Annotated in this window: 21 protein-coding genes; 17 read left to right on the top strand and 4 right to left on the bottom strand. The window is 71.2% G+C overall.

The annotated features are described in order from the left end of the window. Nucleotides 1–180 precede the first annotated feature (180 nt). The 16 genes from ABZX61_RS57130 to ABZX61_RS57055 all read left to right on the top strand — a co-directional run bounded on the left by ABZX61_RS57130 (nucleotide 181) and on the right by ABZX61_RS57055 (nucleotide 14,450). Entirely contained in the window at nucleotides 181–1,017 is an 837-nt protein-coding gene (locus tag ABZX61_RS57130; RefSeq protein ID WP_355209419.1) for a TauD/TfdA family dioxygenase, read from the top strand. After that, complete coding sequence (locus ABZX61_RS57125; RefSeq protein ID WP_355209417.1) at nucleotides 1,018–2,616, top strand: GMC family oxidoreductase N-terminal domain-containing protein; 1,599 nt, start codon at nucleotides 1,018–1,020, stop codon at nucleotides 2,614–2,616. Further along, complete coding sequence (locus ABZX61_RS57120) at nucleotides 2,613–3,965, top strand: hypothetical protein (protein ID WP_355209415.1); 1,353 nt, start codon at nucleotides 2,613–2,615, stop codon at nucleotides 3,963–3,965. Before ABZX61_RS57125 ends, ABZX61_RS57120 begins: the two co-directional genes overlap by 4 nt. After that, nucleotides 3,955–5,457: an AMP-binding protein gene (locus ABZX61_RS57115; RefSeq protein ID WP_355209412.1), complete on the top strand. Its 1,503-nt coding sequence runs from the start codon at nucleotides 3,955–3,957 to the stop codon at nucleotides 5,455–5,457. Before ABZX61_RS57120 ends, ABZX61_RS57115 begins: the two co-directional genes overlap by 11 nt. Next, nucleotides 5,454–5,684 carry an acyl carrier protein gene (locus ABZX61_RS57110; RefSeq protein WP_350734063.1) on the top strand — a complete coding sequence of 77 codons (231 nt, stop codon included), beginning with the start codon at nucleotides 5,454–5,456 and terminating at the stop codon, nucleotides 5,682–5,684. Before ABZX61_RS57115 ends, ABZX61_RS57110 begins: the two co-directional genes overlap by 4 nt. Next, nucleotides 5,681–6,604, top strand: coding sequence for an amidohydrolase family protein (locus ABZX61_RS57105; protein ID WP_350734065.1), 924 nt, complete (start codon nucleotides 5,681–5,683; stop codon nucleotides 6,602–6,604). The genes ABZX61_RS57110 and ABZX61_RS57105 overlap by 4 nt, the downstream gene beginning before the upstream one ends. Further along, nucleotides 6,601–7,512, top strand: coding sequence for a chlorinating enzyme (locus ABZX61_RS57100; RefSeq protein WP_355209410.1), 912 nt, complete (start codon nucleotides 6,601–6,603; stop codon nucleotides 7,510–7,512). The genes ABZX61_RS57105 and ABZX61_RS57100 overlap by 4 nt, the downstream gene beginning before the upstream one ends. Next, a complete protein-coding gene (locus tag ABZX61_RS57095) occupies nucleotides 7,505–7,783 on the top strand; it encodes a hypothetical protein (protein WP_350734068.1) in 279 nt (92 codons plus the stop codon). The genes ABZX61_RS57100 and ABZX61_RS57095 overlap by 8 nt, the downstream gene beginning before the upstream one ends. Continuing rightward, entirely contained in the window at nucleotides 7,784–8,686 is a 903-nt protein-coding gene (locus tag ABZX61_RS57090) for a hypothetical protein (protein WP_355209408.1), read from the top strand. Further along, the gene (locus ABZX61_RS57085) at nucleotides 8,687–9,142 is read left to right on the top strand and encodes a GNAT family N-acetyltransferase (RefSeq protein WP_355209406.1); all 456 of its coding nucleotides are present in this window, start codon (nucleotides 8,687–8,689) and stop codon (nucleotides 9,140–9,142) included. 4 nt (nucleotides 9,143–9,146) lie between these two features. Continuing rightward, nucleotides 9,147–10,085 carry a hypothetical protein gene (locus ABZX61_RS57080; protein WP_355209404.1) on the top strand — a complete coding sequence of 313 codons (939 nt, stop codon included), beginning with the start codon at nucleotides 9,147–9,149 and terminating at the stop codon, nucleotides 10,083–10,085. Further along, entirely contained in the window at nucleotides 10,085–10,645 is a 561-nt protein-coding gene (locus ABZX61_RS57075; protein WP_350734075.1) for a cupin domain-containing protein, read from the top strand. Before ABZX61_RS57080 ends, ABZX61_RS57075 begins: the two co-directional genes overlap by 1 nt. Then, complete coding sequence (locus ABZX61_RS57070) at nucleotides 10,642–11,865, top strand: ATP-grasp domain-containing protein (protein ID WP_350734077.1); 1,224 nt, start codon at nucleotides 10,642–10,644, stop codon at nucleotides 11,863–11,865. Before ABZX61_RS57075 ends, ABZX61_RS57070 begins: the two co-directional genes overlap by 4 nt. Beyond that, nucleotides 11,862–13,088, top strand: a complete 1,227-nt coding sequence (locus tag ABZX61_RS57065; RefSeq protein ID WP_355209402.1) for an MFS transporter — start codon at nucleotides 11,862–11,864, stop codon at nucleotides 13,086–13,088. Before ABZX61_RS57070 ends, ABZX61_RS57065 begins: the two co-directional genes overlap by 4 nt. A gap of 88 nt (nucleotides 13,089–13,176) precedes the next feature. After that, the gene (locus tag ABZX61_RS57060; RefSeq protein WP_355209399.1) at nucleotides 13,177–13,629 is read left to right on the top strand and encodes a hypothetical protein; all 453 of its coding nucleotides are present in this window, start codon (nucleotides 13,177–13,179) and stop codon (nucleotides 13,627–13,629) included. Nucleotides 13,630–13,937: 308 nt separating this feature from the next. Next, nucleotides 13,938–14,450: a carboxymuconolactone decarboxylase family protein gene (locus ABZX61_RS57055; RefSeq protein ID WP_355209396.1), complete on the top strand. Its 513-nt coding sequence runs from the start codon at nucleotides 13,938–13,940 to the stop codon at nucleotides 14,448–14,450. Here the strand turns inward: ABZX61_RS57055 and ABZX61_RS57050 are convergent. Both ABZX61_RS57050 and ABZX61_RS57045 read right to left on the bottom strand, forming a co-directional pair. After that, a complete protein-coding gene (locus ABZX61_RS57050; RefSeq protein ID WP_355209394.1) occupies nucleotides 14,424–15,101 on the bottom strand; it encodes a hypothetical protein in 678 nt (225 codons plus the stop codon). The genes ABZX61_RS57055 and ABZX61_RS57050 overlap by 27 nt on opposite strands. Nucleotides 15,102–15,267: 166 nt before the next feature. Then, a complete protein-coding gene (locus tag ABZX61_RS57045; RefSeq protein ID WP_355209391.1) occupies nucleotides 15,268–15,936 on the bottom strand; it encodes a helix-turn-helix domain-containing protein in 669 nt (222 codons plus the stop codon). A 92-nt stretch (nucleotides 15,937–16,028) separates the two neighbouring features. On the opposite strand from ABZX61_RS57045, the gene ABZX61_RS57040 reads away from it, so the two are divergent. Further along, entirely contained in the window at nucleotides 16,029–16,562 is a 534-nt protein-coding gene (locus ABZX61_RS57040; RefSeq protein ID WP_355209388.1) for a DUF1772 domain-containing protein, read from the top strand. A gap of 2,540 nt (nucleotides 16,563–19,102) precedes the next feature. Here the strand turns inward: ABZX61_RS57040 and ABZX61_RS57035 are convergent. Both ABZX61_RS57035 and ABZX61_RS57030 read right to left on the bottom strand, forming a co-directional pair. Beyond that, on the bottom strand, nucleotides 19,103–20,071 hold the full coding sequence (locus tag ABZX61_RS57035; protein WP_355209385.1) for a sigma-70 family RNA polymerase sigma factor: 969 nt from the start codon (nucleotides 20,069–20,071) through the stop codon (nucleotides 19,103–19,105). Nucleotides 20,072–20,463: 392 nt separating this feature from the next. Then, a complete protein-coding gene (locus ABZX61_RS57030) occupies nucleotides 20,464–23,181 on the bottom strand; it encodes an AAA family ATPase (RefSeq protein WP_355209383.1) in 2,718 nt (905 codons plus the stop codon). Nucleotides 23,182–23,203: the final 22 nt, after the last annotated feature.

Below are 23,203 nucleotides of genomic sequence, written 5' to 3'. Positions count from 1 at the left end.
GAAGGCCGGCGCACGCTCATTCGTTGGGTGTGAGAAGTTTGTAACATGTAAACTCGCTGGTCGGTGCCGTGCATGGATTTTGTCGCGACACTTACCGGGGTCGCCCGCCGGGCCGATTATGGAAAATGAAAGTTTCCCGCGTCCTTGCGCCGCGCGACGGCCGGGTCGTATGCTCCCGCCGTGCTTGAGTTGATTCCCATCACGGCGGGTATTGGCACCGAAGTCCGCGGGATCGATGTCACCGGTGATATTTCCGACCATGATTTCGAGCGCATCTATCGCGCCTGGATCGACACCACCATTTTGCTGATCAGGGGTCAGGAAATGACCCCGGCCGAACAGGTGGAGTTCAGTCGCAGGTTCGGTCAGGTGGTCACGTACACCCGGTCCCAGTTCAACGCCGACGACCATCCCGAGATCCTCGTCCTGTCGAATCTGACCCGCGACGGCAAGCCGATCGGCTCGGCGTACAGCGGCCGGGTGTGGCACAGCGACGGCGCGTACCTGACCGCCCCGCCGGCGGGGTCGATGCTGTACGCGCGCGAGGTGCCGCCCGTCGGCGGGGACACCTGGTACGGCAACATGTACGCCGCCTACGAAGCGCTCCCGGACCAGGTCAAGGACCGGATCGCCGATCTCAGGGTCGTCATCAGCCGGGTCCGGTCACGGCCCTACAACTACCCGGACCGGCCGCCACCCACCGCGAAGGAACGCGAGGAGTGGGCGGACGTCGCGCACCCGATCGTGAAGGTGCACGACGTGAGCGGACGCAAGGCCCTGTACGTCGGCGGCAACGTGCCGTGGCGGATCGAGGGGATGTCCGAGGACGAGAGCCGTCCGCTCATCACGTTCCTCCAGGAGTTCGCCACGATGCCGCGGTTCACCTACCGCCACCGGTGGCAGGCCGGCGACATCGTCCTGTGGGACAACCGCAGCGCCATGCACCGGGCCACCTCCTACGACCACGTCAAGCACCGGCGCCTGATGCACCGGACCACCCTCGCGGCGGCCGGTTAGATGCGGGCGGACTACATCATCGTGGGGGCGGGCGCGGCGGGGTGCGTGCTCGCGTCGCGGTTGTCCGAGGACCCCGGCACACGGGTGCTCCTGCTGGAGTCGGGGTCGCGGCGGCGCAGCCCGCTGCTGTCGATCCCGGCCGCCGAGACCATCCTCATGGGCAACCCCAGGTACGACTGGTGCTTCGAGACCGACGCCGACCCGACGATCGGCGGCCGGACCCTGCGCATCCCCCGAGGGCGCCTGCTCGGCGGATCCAACCAGATCAACGGCATGATCTTCGTCCGCGGCCAGCGCGAGGACTACGACGAGTGGGAGCGGCTCGGCAACCCCGGCTGGTCGTGGGCCGGTGTCCTGCCGTACTTCAGGAGCCTGGAGAGCGCGGGGGTCGGCGGGCCGAGCCGGGGGAGCGACGGGCTGATCAGCGTCGGCCTGCCGCGCGAGCGTGACGAGCTGTGCGACGCGTTCCTGGTGGCCGCGCAGAAAGCCGGATACCGGGAGAACCCCGACTACAACTCCGGTGACCAGGAGGGCTTCGGCTACTACCAGGTCAACCACGACCGCGGCCGCCGCTCGTCGGCCGCGGGGACGTATCTCCGCCGTGCGCTGCGGCGGCCCAACCTCATGGTGCTCACCGAGGCGCATGTCACCGGGCTGCGGTTCGAGGGAACGCGCTGCGTCGGCGTCAGCTTTCGCCACCAGGGCCGGGCGCGGCAGGCCGGCTGCCGGCGCGAGGTGATCCTCAGCGCCGGGGCCGTCCAGTCGCCGCAACTGCTCGAACTGTCGGGGATCGGCTCCGCCGACGTGCTCGCCGCGGCCGGGGTGCCGGTCGTGCACCATCTGCCCGGCGTCGGCGAGAACTTCCGCGATCACTACGCGACCCGGCTGCGCTGGCGGGTCCGCCGTCCCATCACGTTCAACGAGCGCTCGCGCGGCCTGCGCCTGGCCCGCGAGGTCGCGACGTACGTGACGCGCCGCCGGGGGCTGCTCAGCCTGCCCATCGCGCTCGGCCACGGGTTCGTCCGCTCGTCCGAGGCCGAGCAGCGGCCGGACCTCCAGTTCCACTTCGCCCCGGCCAGCTACGGCGCGGGGGCGACCCGGCGGCTGGACACGGCTCCCGGCATGACCGTCGGCGTCTATCCGCTGCGGCCCGAGTCGGCCGGGTCCATCCACATCCGCTCCGCCGACCCGATGGCCCCGCCCGCGATCCGGCCGCGCTTCCTCGCCGCCGAGGCCGACCGCGCGCGGCTGGTCGCCGGGATGCGCATCGCGCGCCGCGTCGTCGAGGATCCCGCGCTCGACGCGTACCGCGAGTTCGAGCTGATCCCGGGCAAGGACGTCCGGACCGACGATGAGCTGGTCGCCTACGCGCGGGAGAACGGCGACACGTCCTATCACCCGGTGGGGACGTGCCGGATGGGCGCCGACCCGATGTCGGTCGTCGACCACCGGCTGCGCGTCCACGGCCTGTCCGGGCTGCGCGTGATCGACGCCTCGGTGATGCCGACCATGGTCTCCGGCAACACGAACGCCGCGAGCATGATGATCGGCGAAAAAGGCGCAGCGCTCGTTATCGCCGATTTCCTGGAGAACGCATGAGGTTCGACTACGCACGCAATCTGGCCGCCGCCGGGACCTTCCGTGACTGGCGCAGCGCCTTCTGGCCGCCGTCCGACGGCTACCAGCTGGCCTGCCTCGACCTCGCGGCCGAGACCCCGGACCTCGGTGATGGCTTCCTCGCCGGGCTGGCCGCGCTGAAGGCGGCCGTCGACGCCGATTGGCAGCGGGTCAAGGAGGCGGCGGGGCCGCCCGAGGACGCGCGGGAAAGACGGCGCTTCCACGCCCCGGCGCTGGTCGCCTCCGCCATGCGTGACATCGCCAAGCACCTGCCCGACGACGCCGACCGGCGCGCGCTCGCGCTGCGCGCCGAGGCCGTCGAGCACGGCTACTCCGCCGAGGCCCTGTGCGAGTTGGCGGAGCTGCGGGAGGACGTGACGCTCGTCGCGGGCCATCTCGGCACCTGGTCGGGCAAGGACCCCGGCGGGCTGCCCACGGCGTTCGCCTGCCGCGGCGACGACGTGGGGCAGGAGTTCGTGGCCGCCGCGCTCGCCGAGCGGCACCAGGTCGAGCCGTACCTGCGCACGCTCATGGCGGACCTCCGGCTCGGCGACCTCCCGGCGTTCGGCGCGACCCGGCTGTTCTTCATGGCCGGGGAGGGCAACCTGCACCCCAAGCACATCGCGTACTTCCTGCCGGAGGACGAAGGGGTCGACGAGTCGCCGTACAAGAAGACCTACTACTTCCGCAACACCCACCGGGCCGTGCTCGACACGGTGTCCGGGCCGCTCTCCGCCCGGTACGCGCGGGTGGGGAACGGGTTCGACCCGGCGGCCGAGCGATTCGCGGGGATTCCGACGCTCGGGGTGCTCAGCCATGAGTTCGGGCACTTCGTGCACCGGCCCGCCACGGACTTCACCCCGCTGTGGACGGCGGACCCGTGGGTCGTGGGGGTGCTCCAGGAGACGGCCGCCGACGTGTTCGGCATCCTCGTCCTCGCCGAGGTGTGGGCCGGGCCGCTCGGGCTGGACCAGGCCGACGTCATCGCGTACTACCTGGCCGAGTGCCTGCGCTACGTGGACCGCGGGCTCGGCACGTTCCCCGACAGCGACGGCATGTTCCTCCAGCTGTCCTACTTCGCGAAGCTCGGCGCGCTCGCGCTCGACGGCCCCGCCCTCATCGGTGAGCCGGACGCGGTGCTCGCCGGGCTGCGGTCGCTGGCCCGCGTCCTCGCCGAGACCCTGTTGTTGCCGGACCCCGGGCCCGCGCTCGCCTTCCACGCCGCGTACGGCCCGGCCGACCTCGGGCCCCTCGAGCCGCTGGTCGAGGAGTTACGCCGTAGGCCCATGCGGTCCGTCGAGTACGTCCAGGAACACCTCCATGTTCGTTGACTCCTTGGTGGACAGGCTCGCCGAGCACCCCGGGCAGCGGATGCGGTTCCTGTCGCGCGACGGGAGCACGCTGGTCAGGACGTACGCCGAGATCCACGACGACGCCCGCCGACTGATGACCGAGTTGCGCGACAGCGGCCTCGGCGCGGGCGACCTCGTCGGCGTGCTCGGCCCCAACTCCTACGAGTGGATCCTCGCCGACCTCGCGCTGCTCGCCCTCGGCTGCGTCCCCGTCGCCATCCCCGCGGAGAACCGGCACGATCCCGCGGAGATCGGCGCGCTCGTCGGCACGTACCGGCTGGCCGCGCTGCTGGTGACCCGGGCGCTCCCGGGCGAGGCCGGCCTGCCCGCGGCCACCGCGATCCTCTCCGACCGGCCGGTCAAGCTCGACCCGGTACGGCACGCCGACGCTCCGGCGCTGCCGCCCGGCGTGCGCACGATCGCGTTCTCCTCGGGCACCGCGGGGACGCAGAAGGGCCTGCTGCTCACCGACGACGGCATCGCCAACACCGTCGAGCTGTCGGCCCGAGCGTGGCAGGTCACGCCGGACGACGACATCGCGATCGTGATGCCGTACTCGAACTTCCAGCAGCGCTACCTCACCTACCTCGCGATCTGGACGGGCTGCGCGGCCACCGTCGTCCCGCCGGAGATCATGTTCCAGGCCTTCAAGACCGTGGAACCCACGATCATCCTCGGCCCGCCGTCCTTCTTCGAGCTGCTCCACAACCGGGTCATGGCCGCCGCCCCGGCCGAGCGCATGGACAAGGGCCGCGGGTGGCTGTCGATGTACGGGTCGCGGGTGCGGCTCATGTACACCGGGTCCGCGCCGGTGCCGCCGGCCATGGTCACCCTGTTCCAGGAGCTCGGCGCGCCGCTCTACGAGCTCTACGGCAGCACCGAGATCGGCTGGATCGCCATGAACGTGCCGGGCCAGGCCAGGGTCGGCAGCGCGGGACGGCCCGTGGACGGCATCACCGTCGAACTCGGCGACGACGGCGAGGTCGTCGTGCGCGCCGAACGGCCCCAGGTCGTCGGATACGTGTACGAAGGCGTCGACACGCAGGACGCGGTCTTCCTCCCCGACGGCAGGATCGCCACCGGCGACCTCGGGGTCCTCGAGGACGGGTTCCTGAGGCTCACCGGCCGCAAGAAGAACGTGATCATCACCCGGAGCGGGGTGAAGATCAACCCGGCCGAGCTGGAAGCCGACATCGAACGCGCCTTTCCCGGCGTCCGCGCCATGGTGGCCCTGCCGGACGGCGCCGCGCTGCTCGCCTGCGTCGTCTGGATGGAAGACGCAGGTAAGGCGGCCGACATCGAGGCGTACATCAAGCGGAGGAACGCGGGCCGCGAGCCGTCGCACCGGATCGCGACGACTCTCGTCCGCCTGGCGGAGGAGCTCACCGTGGAGAGCGGTCTGCTGACCCGGAACTTCAAGATCGACCGTGGCGCGGTCGCGCGCGCCGTCTGGGGGAGTGGCGACAGGTGACCGAGGACGCGCTCTGCCAGATCATCGCCAGCGTTCTGCCCGGCAGGGACGTGGCGCCGTCCATGAGCCTGAGGAACGACCTCGGCGTCGACTCGATCGGGCTCATGAGCATCGTGTTCGTCCTCGAGGAGCAGACCGGCATCGACGCCATGAGCCGCATGGGGGAGTTCATCGAGGCCGAGTACGTGCACGACATCGTCGGCATCTGCCTGGGAGCGAACTCATGACGATCATCGACTTCCACTGCCACGTCGCGGCCGAGATGTGCTTCCCGCCGTCGTTCCGCGACGGGGTCATCGACAACATGGCCGCGGCCATGCAGGCGCGCGGCCTGCCCGCCACGAAGGAACGGCTGCGCCGCATGCACGACGCGACCCTCCAGGACCCGCTGTGCGACCAGCTCGTGAAGGAGATGGACGACGCGGGGATCGACGAGGCCGTCCTGCTGCTGCCGGATTTCACGTACGCGCTGAAGGACAGTACGCACTCCATCGAGGAGATCATCGATCACCACAAGGCGGTCGTCGATCGGCATCCCGGCCGCTTCCGCGTCCTGGCCGGCGTCGACCCGCGCTGGGGGGCCGACGGGATCGCGCTGTTCGAGCGGGCCGTCGTCGAGTACGGCTTCGACGGCATGAAGCTCTACCCGCCGTGCGGCTACCGGCTCGACGACAAGGCGCTCTACCCGTACTACGAGATCTGCGCGCAGCACCGGCTGCCGGTGCTGTCGCACATCGGCGCGACCTCCCCGGCGCTCGACTTCGAGATCGCGCTGCCCATCTACGTGGACCGGCCCGCGCGCGACTTCCCCGGCGTGGACTTCGTGCTCGCGCACGGCAGCGTCCACTATCCCGACGAGTGCGCGATGCTCTGCAACAACCGGCCGAACGTCTACATCGACGCCAGCGGTTACGAGGCCCCCGACGGCGTGGCCGGGCTCAACCGGTTCTTCCGCCGCAACATCAACCACAAGGTGCTGTTCGGCACCGACTGGCCGATCTTCCGGCTGCAGGGCAAGCAGACGAACTTCGTGGAACGACTCACGGCCGAAGGAGCCTTCCCGGCTGAGATGACCCAGGCCGATCGCGACCTGTTCATGGGGAAGAACGCGAAACGGCTCCTCGACAAGAAGGGCACAGGCAGATGACCACGTTGACCGACGGCCTCACCGCCGAGCAGGTCCAGTTCTTCAAGGACAACGGCTACGTTGGCCCCTTCGATCTCTACGAGCCCGACGAGGCTCAGAAGATCTGGAGCAAGGCCATGATCGAGATGGCGCTGTCGAAGAACAAGCCGCACAACTCGACGGTCATCAACTATGACCGGCACCTGGACTGTGACACGCTCTCCGAGCACATCTCGCGGCCGGAGATCGTGAACAAGCTGCGCTCGCTCCTGGGTGAGGACATCATCTGCTGGAAGTCCAACATCTTCCAGAAGCAGCCGGGTGACGCGGGCACCGGCTGGCACCAGGTCGAGAAGTACATCGTCGGAGAGACCACGACCGCCGCCACGCCGTCGCTGAGCTTCGCGTACGACCGCGACGACGACGCGGTCCTCCAGGACGTCAGCGTCTGGACCGCCTTCTCCCCGGCCCAGCGCGAGAACGGCTGCCTGCGCTTCATCCGCGGCAGCCAGAAGCGCTGGTTCTACGACGAGAACAAGCGGCTCACCAAGGGCCCGCAGCGCAAGACCGACTTCTTCGGCTACGACTACTCCGAGCTCCAACTCGACCCCGACTGGGACCCGGAGAAGGAGGACGTCGTCGAGATGGAGATGGGCCCCGGGCAGTTCGTCCTGTTCGTCGAGAAGTGCGTCCACGGGTCCCTGCCCAACGTCAGCGACCAGACCCGCCTCGGCTACGCCTCCAGGTACGTGATCCCGCAGACCAAGGTGTACGAGCAGGTGGACAGGCTGGTCGAGTTCGGCGACGAGATCGCCCTCGACTACCACGGCTGCGTCCTGGTCTCCGGCGAGGACAGGTACGGCTACAACCGCATCTACACCGAGAACCTCAACGGCTTCGCGTTCCGGCGGGTGGCCGCCGATGCCTGACATCGACGACCGGCTGCGAAACTTCGTCGACTTCCTCGGCACGCAGCCCATGGCGCCGGACCTCACCTACGACGAGGTCGCGCAGAGCAGGTCGCGCGCCGAGCTCGGGATCAGCTCGCTCAACATCCTCATCCTCGTCAACAGCTACATCGAGGAGAAGGCGAACGGGCGGATCGCGTTGCGCCCCGAATGGGTGCCGATGCTCGAGGACATCGACGGCATCCTGTCGGTGATCGAGGAGATCGACGCGAGCGCGCCGGCCGAGGTCTGAGTGGGCGGCATCGGGTCCTTCGCGTACGTGGTCGGCGACGCCGAAGGCCGTCCTGAGGACATCCCCGGGTTCGAGGACCTGTGGCGCGCGGTGTCGCCGGACACCGCGTTCGCCGCGATGGGCACGGGCACGTACCGGAAGATGACCGGGCCGCTCGTCCCGTACGTCGTGGACTGCGTGGCGAAGGTGCTGAGCACGCACGGCGTCCGCGCGGGGGAGGTGGACCGGCTCGTGCTCGCGACCTCCGACGCCGTGCTCGGGCTGCTCGGCAGGGACGTCGCCGTCGAGGTCATGCGCGCCGCCGGGCTGACCGCGTGTGTTCCCGCGATCGTGTCGCTCCAGCAGTGCTGCAGCTCGCTCGAAGCCCTTCGGTACGCCTGGGGCCTGGCCGGCGCGGACGCGCGCAACGTCGTGCTGGTGGCGCTGGACTTCACCCCGGACGACCGCGACCGGGTGAAGTCCTTCGCGCTCTTCGGGGACGCCGTGGCGGGCTGCCTGATCAGCCGTGACCACGGCGGCCTCACGCTCGCCGGGACCGGGCTGGCCGCGGACTTCTCCGGCATGGTCGGGCAGGACACCTTCGCGTCCCGGCAGGCGGTCGCCCGGGCCGCGCTGGACCAGGCGTTCCGTCAGGCGGGCCGCGCGCCGGGGGACGTCACGAAGATCTTCACCTCGAGCCTGTTCGCTCCCATCGTGAGCTTCAACGCGATGGCCGCCGGCCAGGCCCGCGAGCTCCTGCACTTCCAGGGGCCGATGACCCGGTACGGTCACTGCGGTAACGCGGACTGGCTGATCAACCTGATGGACCACACTGACAAGTCCGGCCCGGAGCGAGGAGCGCTCTACCTCGCGCAGGCCTCCGCACCGGGCTTCTTCGCGTGCGCACTACTGGAGGCAGAGTAAATGAAGATCGTGGTCGACGACCTGCGCGGACCGGAGATCGCCGCGTTCCTGGAGGAACACCTGCGGGAGATGCACGCCATCACCCCCGCCGAGAGCGTGTACGCGCTCGACCTCGACGGGCTGCGCGTCCCCGAGGTCACGTTCTGGTCGGTGTACGACGGCGACCAGCTCGTCGGCTGCGGCGCGATCAAGCGCATCGACGACGGGCACGGCGAGATCAAGTCCATGCGCACCGCCCAGGAGCGGCGGCGCGACGGCATCGCGAGCCTGCTCCTCGCCCACATGCTGGAGGAGGCCAAGGCGATGGGCCTCGAGCGGCTCAGCCTGGAGACCGGCTCGACCGAGCACTTCGAGCAGGCGCGGAAGCTGTACGCGAAGTTCGGCTTCGAGCCCTGCGGTCCGTTCGCGGGCTACGGCCCCGACCCGCACAGCGCCTTCATGACCCGGACGCTCTGACGGCATGAAGGACGACGTCTACGACTACGACCAGCAGTTATACGACCGGTCGTTCCTCAACTGCTACCAGCGGCAGGCCATGGTCATGCTCGCCGAGCGGGTTCCCGACCTGCCGCTGGTCTTCTACAACTGCCTGGTCGGCGGCGACGACATCGCCGACCAGGTCATCCGCCTCGGCCGCCCGAAATACGACTTCCAGAGCAAGCTGCTCGACCCCGCGGCCCTCGCCCGCGTCGGGATCACCCGCGAGTACGTCCCGTTCGACACCTACGCGCAGGCGCGCGAGATCGTCATCGACACCGCCGGGCGTGCTGGTTACGTGATCCTGTTCGTGGACGTCTATTACCTGCCACACACCCCCGAGTACCGGACCGACCACGTCGTGCACACGATCACGCTCACCTCGTACGCGGACGGGCACTGGTCGATCCTCGACGACAACCGGGCGAGCGTGCTGTGCCGGTACGCCTATCCCGAGGACGTCATCGCCGCGGCGTACGACAACGGGAAGCTGCGGCACGTCAGCTGGTTCCCGGCCGGCCCGTACGACGCGGCGGCGGCGGTGACCGGGGCATCGGCGGCGTTCTCCGAGGTGCTGCGGACGTACGACGACACGTACGCGCTGCTGGAGGGGGTCGCGGACCTGCTGGGGACGCGGTGGATCACGCCCGCGCGGACGATCGCCCTGCTTTATGACGCTTTTTCGGTGTATGAGGGGTCGCGGGCCTGCCTGCGGGAGTTCGCCGCGCGGCAACCGGCGTACGCGGACGTCGAGCCGGCGCTCGCGGACCTCGTCGGCCGGTGCAAGGACATCAGGAACCAGCTGATGATCGGCAAGGCGATCGGCCAGGTGGACGCGTTCCGCGTGGCCGCCGCGTGCGCGGAACTCCGCGCGGCGGAGGAGGACACGCTGAAGCGGCTGCGGGGACAAGGGGGAGCCTGATGGCGATCGATCCACGCCTGGTCGTGACCGGGTTCGGCCCGGACGGCGCGGCGGTGATCGTACGTGACACGCCCGTCGCGCCGATCACGGCCCGCGCGCTGCCCGGCCAGGAGATGTACCTGCTGTGGGGCAGCCCCGACGGCGGCGCGACCGTCGGACCGAAGGCCGCCGACCCGATCACGCTGCCGTTCTTCGCCGGAGCCGGCGGTACGCGGCTGCTGCTCGTGCGCTTCCCGCCCGCGTCCTCGATCGTCGGGCTGCCGTCCGCGCCGTCGCCCGAGGACCAGGCCGAGATCGACGCCGAGGTCGAGGAGCGGCTCCCCGGGCTGATGGACGTCTTCGAACCCGGCGACCCGTCGGGGATGCACACCACCGACACGCTCGACTACGGCATCTGCCTCGAAGGCGAGCTCTGGCTCGAACTCGACTCCGGCGACGAGGTCCGGCTCACCCCCGGCGCGTGCGTCGTTCAGCAGGGGACCCGGCACGCCTGGCACAACCGCGCCGAGACACCGGCGCTGATGGCGTTCGTCGGCATCGGCGCGGAGCGGCCCTCATGAAGCGGCTCGTCGTCGTGGGGACAGGGCCGCGCCTGTACCGGGAGTTCATGCTGCGCCGGATCGGCGAGCGCTACGACGTCCACCTCGTCATCGGCCGGCCGGCCGAGTGGGAGACGCCGTACGTCTCCGGGGTCAGCGTCGTACCCGGCATGACGGCGGACGGCATCGTGGCCGCTGTCCGGGCGGTCGTGGCACAAGGCGCCGTCGACGGGGTCATGACGTGGGCCGAGGACCACGTCGTCGACACCGCGCTCGCCGCCGCGGCCGTCGGCCTGCCCGGCCCGGGCCCCGACGCCGCCCGCGCCTGCCGCGACAAGCACGTCACCCGCTCGGCCCTCGCCGCGCGCGGCGTGCCGCAGCCCCAGTCGGTGCTGGTCGCCGACGTGGCCGAGGCGCGTGCCGTGGCGGAGAAGTTCGGCTATCCGGTCGTCATCAAGCCCAGGGCCGGGGTCGCGAGCCAGGCCGTCGCGCTGGTCCGCGACGGCGAGGAACTGGCCGACCACTTCGCCTCCGCGCACCGCCTCCCGGCCGCCGATCTGCGCTCCCCGGACCGCTCCGTGATGATCGAGGAGTACCTGACCGGGGAGGAGATCGGCGTCGACTCCGTCGTACGGGACGGCCGGGTCCTGCCGGTCTTCGTCTCGCACAAGGAGATGGGCTACGCGCCGTACTTCGAGGAGACCGGCCACTGGACGCGCGGGGACGACCCGCTGCTCGGCGACCCCGCGATCACCCGCTTCCTCACCCAGGTCCACACGGCCATCGGGTACGCGACCGGTGCCACGCACACCGAGCTCAAGCTCACCGACGAGGGCCCGAAGCTCATCGAGATCAACGGCCGGCTCGGCGGTGACCTCATCTCGTACCTGTGCCACAGCGCCTCCGGCGTGGACCCGGGCCTGGCTCTGGCGGCGGTCTCGTGCGGCGACGTCCCCGACCTCACGCGGACGCGCGCGCTCTGCGCGGGGATCAGGTTCGCCTACCCGCCGTGGCACGAGACCCGCGTCGAGGAGATCGCCTTCGACGAGTCCGGCCTGCCGCCGGAGGCGGACCTGGCCGTCCCGCTCGTCCGCCCGGGCGAGGTCGTCCTGCTGCCGCACAAGGACCTCATGGAGGGCCGCGTCGCCTTCGCCACCGCCGCCGCGGCCACCCGTGAGGAGCTGTCCGCCGCGCTCGACCGGGCGCTGGCGGCGTTGCGCTGCACGTGGAGCCCCGCGTGACCGACGTGTCGAAGGCACCCGCCGACGAGGCTCCCGCCGGAGTGATCCGCACGCTGCGCGAGCTGCCGCGGCCGGCGATCGTGCTGCTCTTCGGCATCGCGCTGAACCGGATGGGGAGCTTCGTCGCGCTCTTCCTGGTCCTGTACCTGACCGGCATCGGCTACAGCCCCGCGCAGGCCGGCTTCGTTCTCACCGGGTTCGGGGTGGGGTCGATCGTGGGGACGTTCGTCGGCGGCAGCGTGACAGGGAGGTTCGGCGCGCGGGCGGTGATCGTGTGGTCGATGCTGCTGTGCGGCTTCTCCACCGCGGGGCTCGCCGCCGTGACGGCGATCGTCCCGTTGCTGATCGTCAGCTTCGTGGCAGGCGCGTTCGGGCAGATGTACCGCCCGGCGGCGGCGACGATGCTCGCCGAGCTGACGCCGCCGCAGCGGCTCGTGATGACCTCGGCCGCCAGCCGGTTCGGGCTCAACCTCGGCGCCGCCATCGGGCCGCTGCTCGGCGTGTGGCTGGCCGCCGCGTTCTCGTACCAGGTGGTCTTCGTCGTCAATGCCGTCGTCGACCTGCTCTTCGCCGTCGTCGTCCTGCTCGTCATGCCGGCCGGGGCCGGGCACCGCTTGCGCGAGGACACCGCCGCGCCGGAGGAGACCGCTCGGTACCGTGACCTGCTGCGGGACCGGCGGTTCCTGCTGTTCCTCGCCGGGATGTTCATCACGGCGGTCGCCGAGGTCCAGTACCAGTCGACGCTGCCGCTCGAGGTGCAGCAACGCGGCTACCCGACCGCGCTCTACGGCGCGGTCGTCGCGCTCAACGGCGCGCTCGTGATTCTCGTCGAACTGCCGCTGACCACCCTCATCCAGCGCTTCTCCATGCGGGCCACCGTCGCCGCCGGCTGCCTCCTCCTCGGCATCGGCCTGGGTCTGTTCGGCCTGCCCTTCGGCCCGTGGGTCTTCATCCTCGGAGCCGTCGTCTGGACGCTGGGAGAGATCATCAGCGCCCCGTCCATCGGCGCGTATCCGGCCCTCGCCGCCCCGACGCCCGCCTTGCGGAGCCGCTACATCGGCGCGCTGTCCACCTGCCAGACGGCGGGCTGGGCCATCGGCCCCAGCGTCGGCACGGCGTTGTTCGAGTACGTCGGTGGCGCGGTCTGGGTGATGTGCGCGGGTCTCGGCGTCCTCGCCTATCTCGGCATGCGCGCGGGCGTCCGCGACCTCGTCCCGCGGTAGTCACGGCCCGCAATTTTGGAGCACGCGCTCTGTTATTCTGAACCTCGGCGTTCTTCATCTGTCGTTCGAGGTAAGGAGTCGACTCCTCGTGCAGCTTCAACTTGCGGCCCTCGCCGTGGCCGCCATGACGGCGGTCCTGCCGGCACAGGCTCCCGCATACGCGCAGGCCACTGCGTACGACCACCAAGACCCGGCCGATACGGGCTGCTGGAACTCCGCCCAGGTGGTGCGGACCGGCACGCTCGCCAGACATCAGCCCCGCGGGGCCGCCGGACGGATCCACCTCTGGTGGTCCCCCCGGTGCAAGACCAACTGGGTCGAGATCAGGACCGACTCCAAGGCGAGCGGCACCATCTACGTGTACACGGTGGACAACAGGAGGGACGCGTACGACTTCAAGCCAGGCAACAACGGCCGTCACTGGGGCAACATGCTCCGAGCCCCCAGAACCTGCGCCTGGGGCAGGGTCGAGGTGGAGTGGAACGCCGGCCGCCGCAGCGTCCAGACCGGCTCCGGCGGCACCGCGAAGGCGTGCGGCTGAGCGGCACTCCGGGGAATCGTTTACGGTCCCGGCCGACCGGGCCCGGCCTCTGACCTGTGCTCCCGATCGAGCGCGTCCTCGGTGAGATCCGTGGTGCGAACCGGGGCGGCCGATGTCGCGTATCCCATGCAGTACGGAGGGCGCGCGCAGGGCCTGGTGCCGGGGGCGCGCTCTCGAGCGGGACGGAGAGGGGGACATATCGCCACATCGTCGCTGCGCCCGTCCTTGCTTGAAAGAGCTTCAACGAGCGAGATGAGAGTCACGACATGTCTGTAGCCACGATTGCCCCGCGGATTGCGATCAAGAACGTGACCCCCGAAGTCTCCAGCGCGATGAGCGCCCTGCACGAGGCCGCTCTGGCCGCGGCGCAGGCGGCGGACATCGCGCCGGGACTGCTCCAGCTGATCAAGATTCGCGCGTCCCAGATCAACGGCTGTTCCCTCTCGCTCGACCGGCACACCCAGGACGCGCGGGCCATGGGGGAAGGGGAGCAGCGCATCCGCGAGTTGCGGGCCTGGCGGAACAGCAAGCTCTTCAACGGCAGGGAGCGCGCCGCGCTGTCGCTGACCGAGGCGATCACCCTCGTCTTCGCGGGGCAGGTCCCGAACGAGGTGTACGCCGAGGCGGCGAGGCAGTTCGAGGAGACCCAGCTCGCGGCGCTGATCTGGGCCGCGACAGTGATCAACGCGCACAACCGGATCGCGATCACCACCCGCCTGGAGGGCAGCGGCGCGCCGCCCGACGCGGACGCCCGGGGAGCGGCGTCCATGGGAAGCCGGAGCATGTGGTGGACGTCAGCCCGGGCGGCGAATCCCGCCTGAGGATCTCCCGGACGGTGGAGAGCGCGATCCCGATCCCCGGTCTCGGCGCGCCGACCAGAAAGGCGCGCTTCTCGGGGCGGTCGGCTCTCCATGGGCCGGCCGGCAAGGCGCGCTCCTCGGTGGTGAGCCACCCGGTGCCGACGCCGAGCCGCCGGTTCTCAGGGGGTGTCGCCTTGGCGGAAGGCGAACCGCGTACGCCGCCGGCCGCCCCGCCGGGGTGAGCCGGTCGAGCTCCGTACGCAGCATCGTCTCCTCTAAGGCGAGCGCCGCACCCGGGCCGCCGTCGGCCACCGGCGGCGGGATCATCGTGGAGCGGCAGGCGATGGCCGGCAGGAATCCGGCGGCGGGTGGGTGGCGAAGCAGGAACTCGGTCAGTTCGAGCGACGGGGCGTCCGCCCAGTGCAGGTCGTCGAGTGCCGGCACGGCGCCGCGGCTCAGGAGCGCACGAATGCCTCGATACGCATGGAAGCGATCCAGCCTGCCCCGTGCGGTGTCGCTCGTCTTGCCCACCCCCGGCTCGCCGTCGATGAGGACCAGCCCGTATCCATCGACGACGGCCTCCTGGATCCTGGCCAGTTCGCCGGTCCGCCCGACCAGCTCGGGGCGCAGTGTCCGGACAGATCCCAGCCTCGCCGACGTGCCATCGGTCATGACATCCTCCGGATCATCCAGGCGATCAGGTAAGGATCAGGCGCCGAGTTGATCATACAAATCCGGGTGCGCGTAGTCCGGTGGCGTGCGTGACGGTCTGTCGTGGCGGCAGGCGCAGATGCTCTGTGGCGCCTCAGCACTCCGGGGACGAACGGCGCCGGGGATCTCACTTGCGAGGGGGTCCGAGGAGGGCAGCCGCGAGTATGGAGGCGAGCCACTCCTCGTACTCGGCCTCACTCCACCCGCACACCTCGGTCAGCTTCTCGAAGTTCTCCGTCGAGGTGAGGACATAGATCTGCTCGGCGGCCCTGGCCGGAGGGAGGTCCGGGCGCAGGGCTCCGAGAGCGTGCAGATGTTCGGCCGGTCCGCGGCTTCCCGTCAGCCTTTCGCGTTCGATGTCGGCCAGGAGGTCCTGGAGCCCCGCGTCGGCCGGGGACGCGGCGGCCGCCGCGCGCAGGACGCGGTGCACGGGCTTGATGCGCCGAAGGATAGCGGTGGCCATGGCGGCGTACAGGGCCAGCTTGCGTGCGGGGTCCGGTTCGTCGATGATCGCCTGGACCTCGGGGCGGTCGCTCTGCGGCAGGGGCTGGGCGTCTCCGGCCAGCGTGACGTCGTAGACGAGCTTGGCCAGCGCGGGTTTGCCGCCGGGGGAGGACGTGTACAGCGTCTGGACGGCCACGCCCGCCTCGCGCGCCACTTCGGCCATGGTGGTGTCGGCGTAGCCGTTCCTGATCATCAACTCCCGCGCCGCCGTCGCGATCTTCTGCCGCGTGGCCTGGGCCTGCTCCTGGCGCAGCGCACTGGAGTAAGGGCGTCGCTTCTTCTGCTCGGTCATCGCAAGCCATGATTTCAGACGTATATTGACTGGATGTACTTCTAATGAAAGAGTAGCAATACAGTTAAATCTTCGTCGTGGAGGGGCGTGCGGTGTCCCTGGTTCTCGTCGCGTCCAGGACGGTCGCGTTACTGCTGGTTGGCCTGTACGCGGGCGGCGTCCTCTTCGTGGTGATCGCGCCGTCCGTGGCTCGCCTGCCGGGGCCCGCGTACGTCAGGTACTGGCAGGCCCTCAACGTCGACTACGGCCGCGCCATGCCGCCGCTCCTCCTGGCCGGGATCGTGGCGATGATCGTTGTTTCGGTCCTGTCGTGGCGCCGCGGATGGCTCGTCTTCGGCGTCAGTTCGGCCGCGCTGATCCTGGTGATCCTCACCGTCGTCCTCACCCTGACAGGTCTGGAACCTCTCAACCGGATCGCGGACGCCTGGGATCCCGATCAGCTGCCCGCCGACTGGCAGGAGAGTCGTCGGCGGTGGTTGCACCTGCACCTCATCCGTACGGCGCTCGCCCTCGCGGCGTTCGCATGCCTGATCACCGCCCAGGCCCTCGACCGGGGGCCGAATCCCCTGCCCGAGGCAGGACCGGCTCGCGTTGATCAAGCGGTGTCGCCCGCGGCGGGATCGTGATCCGCTCCCACGCCCAGGACGTCACGTCCGGCCGCCGCGGTCCGCGTCGGCTGCGTTCTTGCAGACCAAGGTGGCCAGGGACCGGGGCCGGTCTGACCGCCTGCTGAGCGTCCCGGAACGCGCCCTTGGTTCCGGAGGTTGCTCCCATGCGTCGGCCGGTCGTCGGTCGTGGTTGCCGGCGACAGTGGTTCGCAAGGGCGTCGGGGTGAAGTATGGGTCATCTCGACAGGCTCAAACGGAGTATCGGTGCGTGGAAGTATGAAATGTCCGGACTGCGGTGCGGTGTTGTCCGGGACCGGGTCCCAAGGGCCGGTGTCCAGGTGTCCGGGGTGTGCGCTGCCTCTGGAGGGGCCCGCCGCGTACGAGCTCTGGCAGGTGGATCAGGCTCTCGCCGGGCTGAGGGATCAGCAGGCCAGGCTGCAGGGCCGGCGTACGGAACTGCTCGGCATCCTGCGCGCCGGCGGCGCGGGTCAGGGGACGGCAGGGACGGCAGGGACGGGTGCGGCGGGTCAAGGGGCGGCAGGCGCGGGTGTGGCGGGTCAGGGGGTTGCGGGGGTGGCGCCTTCCTATGCGGGTGTGTTGCCGCCGTATCCGGGGGTGGCGGCCGGGCCTGGAGGGGCGGGGGCCGGTGTTGGGACGGGGGCCGGTGTTCCGGGGCGGGAGGTCTCTCCGGGTACGGCGAAGAATGTCCTGCTCATCCTCGGTGGGCTGCTGCTGACGGTGGCGGCGGTGGTGTTCACCGTGGTGAGCTGGGGGCAGATGAGCATGGTCGGGCGGGCGGCCGTGCTGGCCGCGTTCACCGCGCTGGTCATGCTGGCGCCAGTCGTGCTGATCCGGCGCAGGCTCACCGCGACGGCTGAGACCGTGGCCGGGCTCGCGGTCGTGTTGCTGCTGCTCGACGGGTACGCGGCCAGGCGGGTGGGCTTCCTCGGGGTCGACTCGCTCGACGCGCTGCACTACACGGCGGGGGTGTTCGGGCTTAGCGCGCTCATTCTGGTGGCCTATGCCCGGGTCACCCGGCTGCGCGGGCCCGCTCCGGTCGCCGTGGTGCTGGCGCAGCCGGTTCTGCCGCTGCTGACCGGCGACCTGCCGGAGACCTGGCTGGTGGCCATGTTGGTGGCCACGGCGGCCTTGGACGTCCCTCTGGTCCGTTATGGCCGGGGAGCGGTGCGGGTGACGGCCGCCGTGGCAGGCAGCGGGGTCGCGACCCTCGCCTTGCTGGCGGGTGCGGCGGACGCGCTGGGGTCCCCTTCCGTCGGTCAGGCCCTGGTCAGGTCGGTGCCGCTGGTCGCGCTGGCTCTGCTCGGCGGGTTCGTGACGTGGCTGCTGGCCAGGCCGGGCAAGGCTCTGGGGGAGACCTGGGCGGCCGTGGTCACCGTCGGGACCGCGCTCACGCTGATCGCCGTCCCGGCGGCGCTGGCGCAGCCGGTGCTGGTCGGGCCGGGGACGAACTGGCGTCCTCTGGCGTACCTCGTTCCCGCACTCGTGGTGGTGCTCGCCGCCGCCTGGCTGCCCTGGCGGCGGGTACGGCTGGCGGGCATGGCCACCGGTGGGCTGGTGGCGCTGCTGACCACGCTGGTGGTGCTGCCTCGGCTCGTGGCCACGCTGGTGGCGCCGCTGGCCTGGCTGGACGTGCTCTGGACGGGCACGTGGAACGCGCGGCAGTGGCCGCCGTTCGAGATGGCGACTCCGGCGGACGTGGCGGTGCTGGGCACGTTGGCGGCCGGCCTCCTGGCGGTGGCCGTGCGCGGCATCGACGGGGGGCCGATGCCGATGAAGGAGGCGGCGTCCGAGGCAGCGGTGTCCGAGGCAGCGGGGTCCCGCGCGCCGGTGTCCCGCGCGCTGGTGTCCGGGGGGCTGGTGTTCCGGGTGCTGGCGGTCGGGGCGCTGGTGGCCGGAATGCTCATGGTCGCGGTCGCACCCCAAGCCTTCGCGATGCCCTACCCGGCCGCGGTGGCGGTGCTGGCGGTGCTGGCCGTCGCGCCGGCGGTGGCCGCCACACTCGGCAGGGCGCCCTGGTGGGCGGTGGCCTGCGCGCTCGTCGCCGGTCCGGCCGCGGTACGGGCGGCGGCGTACGCGTTCGGCAGCCAGCCGGCGACGCTGATCGTGCTGCCGATCCTGGCGCTGGCGGCCGCCGCGATGGCCCTGGTGGCCAGGCTGAAGGGGCTGCGGGTCTGGGGGCTGGGTTTCGCCGCGCTGTTCCTCGGGCTGGAGGCGGTGGCGGTGGGGTTCTCGCTGGGCCTGCGCGTCCTGGTCGCGGCGAGCGTGGGATTCGCCGTGGCCGGAGTGCTGGTGCTGCTCAGGTCGCTGTGGGCAGGCGGTGCGAACGGCCTCAGGTACGCAGGCACCACCCTGCTCCTGCTGGCCTCGTGGCTGCGGCTGGGAGCGGACGAGGTCACCGTCGTCGAGGCGTACACGGTGCCGTGCTCGCTGGTGCTGCTGGGATTCGGCTGGTTGCGGCGGCGCGGCACGCCGGTCTCGTCGTGGGCGGCCTACGGCACGGGCCTCTCCTTCACGATGCTCCCCAGCCTGGTGGTCGTCTACTCGGACACGGAATGGCGGCGGTCGCTGGCGCTCGGCGTGCTGGCGCTGGTGGTGCTGTTCGCCGGAGCCCGGTCCCGGCTGCAGGCGCCCACGATGATCGGGGGCGTCGTGCTCGCCGGGGTCGTGGTGCGGGAACTGGCCCCGTACGTGTCGGAGATGTTCCTCGCGGTGCCGCGCTGGGTGCCGATCGCCGTCGGCGGGGTGCTGCTCGTGGTCGTCGGGGCGACGTACGAGGCTCGCATGCGGGACCTGCGCCGGGTGCGTGACGTCCTGCGGGCGATGGGGTGACTGGCGAACTCCGCCGCCGCGCCTCTGACGTCGGGGGAGCTGACGACGTCCGCGGCGAAGAGGTTCTCCAGGGCCGTCAGGTTCCCCTCCTGGGAGGCGTCGAGGAAGGCCGACAGGAGGCGGTGGTGTTCGTCGGCGCCGATCGACCCGCGCCGGGTGGTGCTCAGGTGCTTGCGGGCGCGGCTCACCAGCTGGCGGACGTTGGCCGGGCTGAGCTGGATGATCTCGGCGATCTGCTCGTAGGGATAGACGAAGGCCTCACGGAGGATGTACGCGGCCCGCTGGGCCGAGGTGAGCTTCTCCAGCAGTAACAGCAGGGCGAGTTCGAGCGCCTCACCTCGCTCGGCTCCGGCGGCGGGGTCGGCGCCGGTGTCGATGGGCTCGGGCAGCCAGGGGCCGACGTAGGTCTCGCGGCGGGCCCGTGCGGACTGCACGGCGTTGATGGACAGCCGCGTCGTGATCAGGGTCAGGAACGCCGCCGGGTTGGCGATGGCCGAGCGTTCGGTGTTCTGCCAGCGCAGCCAGGTCTCCTGGACGATGTCCTCGGCCTCCGCCGAGCCGGCGAGCATCCGGTAGGCGATGCCGAACAGGCGCGGACGCACCTCGACGAAGGTGGCGGCGGCCTGGTCGAGGGAGCTCGCGTGGTCTGGTCCGTCAGCCGCCGTGGTGGTGCTCATGAGTTGTCCTTTCCGAAGAACCGCGATCGCCTGGGCGACGGCGGCCCGCGCGGCACGGGTGCCGATGGCGGGGTTGAGCAGCATGAAGTCGCGGCGGACGCTGGTGATGGGGAGGCACGCCTCGGCGAGGCGGCGGTGATCTCGGCGCGCTTGAGCAGGCGTGGGTGGTGCGGGTGTCCCGGAAACGGGCGGTCAGGCGGGGGCTGTCGGTTCGGCCTGCCGGCGGGCGCCTGTCGCCGACACCACACACTGTGGCCGGGTGGGTGCCCCGGTCGCATCAGGGAGATGCCTGGCCAGGGTCACCGGTGAGGAGCCGGTCCGCCCCGGGAGTCACCGGGCGGCCGGGCCGTACGAGCCCGCCTGCGACGTGCCTCCGTTGGGGAGGGGCGAACTCAGAGGATGTCGTCGAGCTGGTGGCGGGAGGTGACGCCGAGTTTCGCGAAGACCTTGCGCAGGTGGTATTCGACGGTGCGCGGGCTGACGTACAGGCGCTCCGCGATCTCCTTGTTGGTCAGGCCGGCCCGGGCCAGCCTGGCGATCTGCGCCTCCTGCGGGGTGAGCTGCTCCGTGGTCTCGACGTTCCGCTTCCTGGCGGTCTCCCCGGTGGCCTGGAGCTCGCGTGCGGCCCGGTCGGCGAAGGCCTTCATGCCGATCCCGGTGAACAGGTCGAAGGCGGTGCGGAGGTTCTCGCGGGCCTCGACGCGGCGGCGTTCGCGGCGGAGCCATTCGCCGTAGAGCAGGTGGGCGCGGGCGAGGTCGACGCGCATGCGGGTGCGGCCGAGCCGGTCGATGGCCTCGCGGTAGAGGAGGTCGGCCTGCTCTCCTTCGCAGAGCAGCGCCCGGCAGCGGGCCTCGAGGCCGAGGCCCCAGTCCGTGCCGCCCGCCCGGGTGGAGCGGGAGAGCCGCTCCAGCGTACGGGCGGCCAGGTCGTGCCGGCCGGTACGCGCGGCGGCCTCGACGAGTTCGAGGGGTGCCCATTGGACCCCGCAGCCGCCCGGCGCCCGGTGGTCCACGCCGGCCTGCAGAGCGGCTTCCAGAGCCTTCTCGTACTGGCCGAGCCCGTTGTAGAGGACGGACCGGACCCAATGGCTGATCTCCAGCGTCCTCCCCTCCCCGCGGACCGCTCCTTCCTTCGCGATGATCTCCGCGAGCTGCTCGGTCTCCTCCTCGTCTCCCCGCCACGCCGCGAGGCCGAGGTCGCCGCCCGTCTGCACCATCGCTCCCGAGGTGGTCCAGACGTCGGCGGCGACCGCGTTCGCCTTCGCCTCCTCGTTCTGGGTCTCGGCCTCCGCCAGGTCGCCCTCGAACAGGAACAGCATCGTGGACAGGCTGAGCGCCAGGGGCAGCAGCGCGAGCGCGCCGGAGCCGCGGATCAGGCGGAGATAGTGCCGGGTCAGGTCGCGACCGGCCTCGTCGTCCCACAGGCTCATGACGGAGAAGTTGACGAACCAGACCCACCGGAGCTGTTCGGCGGGCGGGGTCTCCTCGCTCATGATGGCGTCCACGGCACGCCGCAGGGCCGGTTCGGCCGTCAGGGTGTCCTGCGTGTAGGACAGGGAGAGGGCTTCGAGGACGAGATCGGCGGCGCGGGGCGCGCCGGGCGCGGGTGGCGCCTCGCGGGTGGCCGCCGCCACCTCGATGATGCCGTCCCATCCGGGCAGGACGCCGATCGCCACGAGCAGCGCCTGCAGATAGGTGTCGCGGGACAGGCCGATGTCGAGTGGTTCGAGCTGTTTGGCGGCCTTGAGCAGGATCGCCGGGGCGGAGGTGCCGCGGTTCGAGGTCAGGGCGATCTCGGCGCGCAGGGATTCGGCCTTGGCGCGGCGCAGCTCGTCCGGCGGCCCGGCCTCGGCCGCCGCCAGCAGCGCCAGCGCGGACTCGAGCGCGCCGGCCAGGTGCTTGGCCCGGGCGGCGTCGAGCGCGCGTTCGGCCCGGCGCCGGGCGTCGGGGGTGAGCCCGACGGCCCGTTCCAGGAAGGCCGCGGCGGCGGCCAGACCGCCGCGGGCCTGGGCGCGCCCGGCCGAGCGTTCGAGCTCGGCGGCGATGCTCTCGTCGGGGTGGGCGGCGCTCTGCGCGCGGTGCCAGGCCCTCCGGTCCGGGTCGGTGGCGGCGTCGGTCGCCTCCGCCAGCGCTCGGTGGGCCTGCCGGCGCTCCCTCGGGACGGCCGCGTTGTAGACCGCGGAACGGACGAGCGGATGCCGGAAACGTACCCGGTCGCTGAAGTCGATCAGTTCGTCGGCCTCGTCGACCGCGGTGGTGTCGACGCCGAGCACGTCGGCGGCGCGCCACAGCAGGGCCGGATCGCCGAGGGGTTCGGCGGCGGCCAGCAGCAGCATCATCCGGCTGGCGGCCGGCAGGCCGTTCAGCCGGCGCTGGAAGCCGTCCTCGAGGCGGCCCGCCAGCGACTGCCCGCTCGCCGCCGCCACGAATCCGCCCGCGGACGCGGCGCGGGGCAGTTCGAGCAGGGCCAGCGGGTTCCCCCGCGACTCGAACAGGATCCGGTCGCGCACCTCCTCGTCCAGCGGCCCTGGGACCACCCGGCTGATGAGGGTCCGTGCCTCGGAGTCCCGCAGTCCGCCCACTTCCATCACGGGCAGGCCCGGCAGCACGCCGGTCTCGCCGGCGTCACGGACGGCGAAGACGCAGGCCACGCTCTCGGCCATGAGGCGGCGGGCCACGAAGGTGAGGACCTGCGCCGAAGCGCGGTCGAGCCACTGGGCGTCGTCGATCACGCACACGAGCGGACGCTCGTCGGCGGCCTGGGCCAGGAGGTTGAGTACGGCGAGGCTGATGAGGAACTGGTCGGGAGCGGGCCCGGCGCGCATCCCGAAGGCGGTCCCGAGCGCGTCACGCTGGGGTTCGGGCAGGGTGTCGAGGAGGTCCAGCATCGGCACGCACAGCTGGTGGACGGCCGCGAAGGGCAGCTCCATCTCCGACTGGACCCCTGTCGCGGCCACCACTCGGCACCCGGCGGACTTCGCGATCAGGTGGTCCAGCAGCGCCGACTTGCCGACTCCGGCCTCGCCGCGCAGCACCAGCACCCGGCTCTCGCCGCCGCGGACGTCCGCGAGCAGCCGGTCCAGCGTCGCGCACTCCGCCTCTCGGCCCACCAGCCACCCCGGCCGCGGGGTT

Origin of the sequence: Nonomuraea sp. NPDC003709, from assembly GCF_040610775.1 — a bacterium.
Taxonomy (GTDB): Bacteria; Actinomycetota; Actinomycetes; order Streptosporangiales; family Streptosporangiaceae; genus Nonomuraea; species Nonomuraea angiospora_A.
This window is presented reverse-complemented; position numbering and strand designations above follow the sequence as displayed.

What these genes read in the sequence shown, in the direction of transcription:
- ABZX61_RS57095 (WP_350734068.1), top strand. Translation starts at nt 7,505, where the DNA reads ATGCCTGACATCGACGACCGGCTGCGAAACTTCGTCGACTTCCTCGGC.
- ABZX61_RS57050 (WP_355209394.1), bottom strand. Translation starts at nt 15,101, where the DNA reads ATGACCGATGGCACGTCGGCGAGGCTGGGATCTGTCCGGACACTGCGC.
- ABZX61_RS57120 (WP_355209415.1), top strand. Translation starts at nt 2,613, where the DNA reads ATGAGGTTCGACTACGCACGCAATCTGGCCGCCGCCGGGACCTTCCGT.
- ABZX61_RS57115 (WP_355209412.1), top strand. Translation starts at nt 3,955, where the DNA reads ATGTTCGTTGACTCCTTGGTGGACAGGCTCGCCGAGCACCCCGGGCAG.
- ABZX61_RS57105 (WP_350734065.1), top strand. Translation starts at nt 5,681, where the DNA reads ATGACGATCATCGACTTCCACTGCCACGTCGCGGCCGAGATGTGCTTC.
- ABZX61_RS57070 (WP_350734077.1), top strand. Translation starts at nt 10,642, where the DNA reads ATGAAGCGGCTCGTCGTCGTGGGGACAGGGCCGCGCCTGTACCGGGAG.
- ABZX61_RS57080 (WP_355209404.1), top strand. Translation starts at nt 9,147, where the DNA reads ATGAAGGACGACGTCTACGACTACGACCAGCAGTTATACGACCGGTCG.
- ABZX61_RS57085 (WP_355209406.1), top strand. Translation starts at nt 8,687, where the DNA reads ATGAAGATCGTGGTCGACGACCTGCGCGGACCGGAGATCGCCGCGTTC.
- ABZX61_RS57035 (WP_355209385.1), bottom strand. Translation starts at nt 20,071, where the DNA reads ATGAGCACCACCACGGCGGCTGACGGACCAGACCACGCGAGCTCCCTC.
- ABZX61_RS57045 (WP_355209391.1), bottom strand. Translation starts at nt 15,936, where the DNA reads ATGACCGAGCAGAAGAAGCGACGCCCTTACTCCAGTGCGCTGCGCCAG.
- ABZX61_RS57125 (WP_355209417.1), top strand. Translation starts at nt 1,018, where the DNA reads ATGCGGGCGGACTACATCATCGTGGGGGCGGGCGCGGCGGGGTGCGTG.
- ABZX61_RS57100 (WP_355209410.1), top strand. Translation starts at nt 6,601, where the DNA reads ATGACCACGTTGACCGACGGCCTCACCGCCGAGCAGGTCCAGTTCTTC.
- ABZX61_RS57075 (WP_350734075.1), top strand. Translation starts at nt 10,085, where the DNA reads ATGGCGATCGATCCACGCCTGGTCGTGACCGGGTTCGGCCCGGACGGC.